4 protein-coding genes and 1 pseudogene are annotated in these 4223 nt (G+C 70.6%); all 5 read left to right on the forward strand.

Translation table 11 applies throughout. The features are described 5' to 3' along the window. Positions 1-432: pseudogene (locus G6026_RS04150) on the forward strand (DUF58 domain-containing protein); the annotation flags it as partial. After that, the gene (locus tag G6026_RS04155) at positions 429-1409 is read left to right on the forward strand and encodes a VWA domain-containing protein (RefSeq protein WP_182612334.1); all 981 of its coding nucleotides are present in this window, start codon (positions 429-431) and stop codon (positions 1407-1409) included. The pseudogene G6026_RS04150 and the gene G6026_RS04155, both read left to right, overlap by 4 nt. A 54-nt stretch (positions 1410-1463) precedes the next feature. Further along, positions 1464-2195, forward strand: coding sequence for a 3-oxoacyl-ACP reductase FabG1 (gene fabG1, locus G6026_RS04160; RefSeq protein WP_182612335.1), 732 nt, complete (start codon positions 1464-1466; stop codon positions 2193-2195). Positions 2196-2197: 2 nt separating this feature from the next. Further along, positions 2198-3025, forward strand: coding sequence for an NADH-dependent enoyl-ACP reductase InhA (inhA, locus tag G6026_RS04165; RefSeq protein ID WP_107756475.1), 828 nt, complete (start codon positions 2198-2200; stop codon positions 3023-3025). Further along, positions 3022-4068 (forward strand): ferrochelatase, encoded by a 1047-nt coding sequence (locus G6026_RS04170; RefSeq protein WP_182612336.1) that lies wholly within the window; start codon positions 3022-3024, stop codon positions 4066-4068. Before inhA ends, G6026_RS04170 begins: the two co-directional genes overlap by 4 nt. Positions 4069-4223 lie beyond the last annotated feature (155 nt).

The following is a 4223-nucleotide window of genomic DNA, read 5'->3' on the forward strand; positions in this document are numbered from 1 at the left end:
TCCCGCCGGCACGGCCTCGTGGTGGTGGTCTCCGACTTCCTCACCGAGATCGACTGGGAGCGGTCCCTGCGCGTCCTGGGGACCCGGCACGAGTTCCTCGCGGTCCACACCGCCGACCCGCTCGACATCGCGCTTCCCGCGGTGGGGGCCGCGTTGCTGCAGGACCCGGCCACCGGGGAGGTGCTCGAGCTCGACGTCGACGACGCGCTGGCCGCCGACTACCGGCGCGCCGCGGACGACCATCGCCAGGAGGTCCACTCGGCCCTTCGCCGCTGCGGCGCCCCGGTGCTGGCCCTGCGCACGGACCGGGACTGGATCAGGGACGTGATCGACTACGTCGGCACCCGACGTCAGGGCGGCCTGCCCACGGGTGAGAACCTCGTCCGCGACCTGCCCGACGAGTATCCGCCGACGAACGGGACCCCCCGATGAGCCTGTCGGATTTCCAACACCCGCTGTGGCTCGCGCTGATCGTGGTGCCGCTGGCCCTGGCCATCGGTTACGTGATCGCCCTTCGCTCCAAGAAGCGACGCACCGTGCGCTTCGGCAACTTCGGTGTCCTGCGCACGGTCGACCGCGGCGGGCGGAGATGGTTCACGCACGTCCCCGCCGTCCTGCTCATCCTGTCGATACTCGCGCTGGTGGTGGCCCTGGCCGGTCCGCAGCAGGAACAGAAGGTGCCACGGAATCGTGCGACGGTGATGCTCGTCGTCGACGTGTCCCTGTCCATGGAGTCCACCGACGTCGCACCGTCCCGCCTCGAGGCCGCACAGCAGGCCGCCACCACCTTCGCCAACAACCTCACACCGGGGGTCAACCTCGGGTTGGTCTCGTACGCCGGCACCGCCTCCATGCTCGTCGCACCGACCACCGATCGTGGGCCGGTCACCCGGGCGATCGAGCGGCTCAGGCTTGACGAGCGGACGGCCACGGGCGAGGGCATCTACACCGCGCTCCAGGCGATCACCACGTTCACGGAGAGCCTCGGTGGGCCGGATCAGGCCCCGCCCGCGCGAATCGTCCTGCTCTCCGACGGCAAGGAGACCGTTCCCGCGGACCCCACGGAGGAGCGGGGGGGATTCACCGCCGCCGCCCGGGCCGAGGAAGCCGGCATCCCGGTCTCGACCATCTCCTTCGGCACCCTCTACGGGACCGTCGACATCCAGGGCCGCCCGCAACCGGTCCCCGTCGACGACGCCTCGTTGCGCACGATCGCCGAGATCTCCGGTGGTGACTTCTTCACCGCGTCCAGCCTCGAGGAACTCGACTCCGTCTACCGCACCCTCGAGGAACAGATCGGGTACGAGTGGAAGAAGGCGGACGCCTCGCGTCCGTGGCTCGTCATCGGCTCCCTGCTGGCGATGCTGGCCGCGGCCGGATCACTGGTGGCCCACCGCCGGATCCCGTGACCGGTCGGCGCACCGCCATCGGGCCACCCGCCCCTGTTCGATAGGTTGGTGCCCATGGTTCCCGACAGCACGCCCACCCCCACGCCCCGGACGGTCCTGGTGACCGGGGGCAACCGCGGCATCGGACGCGCCGTCGCCGAACGCCTCGCCGCCGACGGCCACCGCGTCGCGGTGACCCACCGGGGGTCCGGCGCACCGGAGGGGGTGTTCGCGGTGAGGTGCGACGTCACCGATCCCGACTCCGTCGAGGCGGCGTTCACCGCGGTCGAGGCCGAGTTGGGGCCTGTCGAGGTGGTGGTGTCCAACGCCGGGATCACCGACGACACCCTCCTGATGCGGATGAAGGACGAGCAGTTCACCCGGGTGGTCGAGACGAACCTGTCCGGCGCGTTCAGGGTGGCCAAACGAGCGTCCCGCGGGATGCTGCGCGCCAGGTTCGGCCGGCTCATCTTCATCGGTTCCGTGGTCGCCCAGTCAGGGACGGCGGGTCAGGTCAACTACGCGTCGTCCAAGGCCGGGCTCATCGGGATGGCCCGGTCACTGACCCGAGAACTCGGGTCGCGCAACATCACGGCCAACGTCGTGGCCCCCGGCTTCATCGACACCGACATGACCGCCGGCCTCGACGACAAGACGCAGGCCCTCGCGGTGGCGGCCATCCCGCTCGGCCGCAAGGGGAGCGCCGACGACGTGGCGGGGGCCGTCAGCTTCCTCGCCGGAGACGACGCCGGATACATCTCGGGTGCCGTCATACCCGTTGACGGCGGAATGGGAATGGGGCACTGATCATGAACGACCACACCGGCACCGGGCTCCTGTCGGGCAAGACCGTCCTCGTCACCGGGGTGATCACCGACGCCTCGATCGCTTTCCACATCGCCAAGCACTGTCAACTCCACGGCGCCACCGTCATCCTCACCGCGTTCGGTCGTCCGTCACTGGTCAAGGCCATCTCCAAGCGCCTGCCGCACAGACCCGCGGTGATCGAACTGGACGTGCGGAGCGAGGCGGACCTCGCCGCCCTCGAGGGCAGGGTCAGGGAGCACGCCGATTCACTCCACGGTGTGGTCCACTCGATCGGTTTCGCGCCCCCGAGCTGCCTCGGCGAGCCGTTCCTCGACGCCCCGTGGCAGGACGTCTCGGTGGCCGTGGAGGTCTCCGCCTACTCGTACGCGGCCCTCGCCCGGGCGGTGCGCCCACTGCTCGCGCCCGGCGCGTCGATCATCGGCCTGGACTTCGACCCGAGGTTCTCCATGCCCTTCTACAACTGGATGTCCGTGGCCAAGAACGCCCTCGAAGCGGTCAACCGCTACGTGGCCCGCGAACTGGGCCCCGAGGGGGTGCGGTCCAATCTCATCGCCGCCGGCCCCGTCAAGACCCTCGCGGCCAAGGCCATCGCCGGCGACGCCCTCGGACCGGGGGGAGAACTGGACCTGATGCAGGAGGAATGGGCCGAGCGTGCGCCCCTCGGATGGGACGTGGACGACCCCACCTCGGTCGCGACCACCGCGGTGGCGCTGCTCTCGGACCTCATGCCCGCCACCACGGGAACTGTGATCTACGCCGACGGTGGCGCCGGCACCGTCTCGTTCAGCGGACAGGAGAACTCCAGATGACCGATGGTGCCCTCGAACACACGGGTCCCGTGGACGCCCTTCTCGTGCTGTCCTTCGGTGGGCCCGAGGGGCAGGAGGACGTGATCCCCTTCCTCGAGAACGTCACCCGCGGCCGCGGGATCCCGGCGTCGCGACTCGAGGAGGTGGCCACCCACTACCGGCAGCTGGGCGGTCGCAGCCCCATCAACGACCTCAACCGCGAGATCATCGCGAACGTCCGCGCCGAGTTGGCGCGGCGCGGCAGGGATCTGCCGATCTACTTCGGCAACCGCAACTGGACGCCGATGATCGAGGAGACCGTACGGCAGATGACCGCGGACGGCGTGCGGTCGGCCGCGGTGTTCGCCACCTCCGCATGGGGCGGTTACTCCGGGTGCGCGCAGTACCAGGAGGACATCGCCCGCGCGCGCGAGCAGGTCGCCGGTGCACCCACCATGGTGCGCCTGCGTCAGTTCTACGACCATCCGCTGTTCATCGAGCGGTTCGCCCACGACCTTCGCGCGGCGATGGCCTCTGCGGCCCCGGGCGCACGCGTCATCTTCACCGCACACTCCGTTCCCGAGGCGGCGGACGCCGTGGCGGGCCCTCCCGCGCTCGAAGGCCACCTCTACAGCCGTCAAGTCGCCGAGGCGGCGCGGTTGGTGGCCGAGGCCGCAGGGGTCGCGGACCACGATCTGGTGTGGCAGTCCCGTTCCGGCCCCCCGAGCGTGCCGTGGCTGGAGCCCGACGTGGTGGATCACGTCAGGGAAATCGCGGAGGCGGAGAGCGTCCGTGACGTCGTGGTGGTCCCCGTGGGGTTCATCTCCGATCACGTCGAGGTGATCTGGGACCTGGACACCGAGTTGGTGAACGAGGTGCGCGAGCTCGGCGTGACGGTCACCCGGACCGCGACGCCCGGGCCCAGCCCGGAGTTCGCCCGGATGGTTCTGGAACTCCTCGATGAGGTCGAGACCGGAGTGACCGGGGACAGGCTCGGTGACGTTCCCGCGCTGGGCTGCAACCGGGACGGTGCCCGGTGCGCGGTGGGGTGTTGCGCTCGCTAGGACCGTCGCAGGCCCGCGTCAGGACCCCCGCAGGGCCGCGTCACCCGATGCCGCACCCCCCGCGGCGGCGATCCCGGCTGCCGCGACCGCCGACCGGCGTGCGGCGTCCTTCACGGCCACGAGTCGACGCAGGATGGGCTCGCGAGTGGCCGGGA

Origin of the sequence: Dietzia sp. DQ11-38-2, assembly GCF_014145055.1 — a bacterium.
Taxonomy (GTDB): domain Bacteria; phylum Actinomycetota; class Actinomycetes; order Mycobacteriales; family Mycobacteriaceae; genus Dietzia.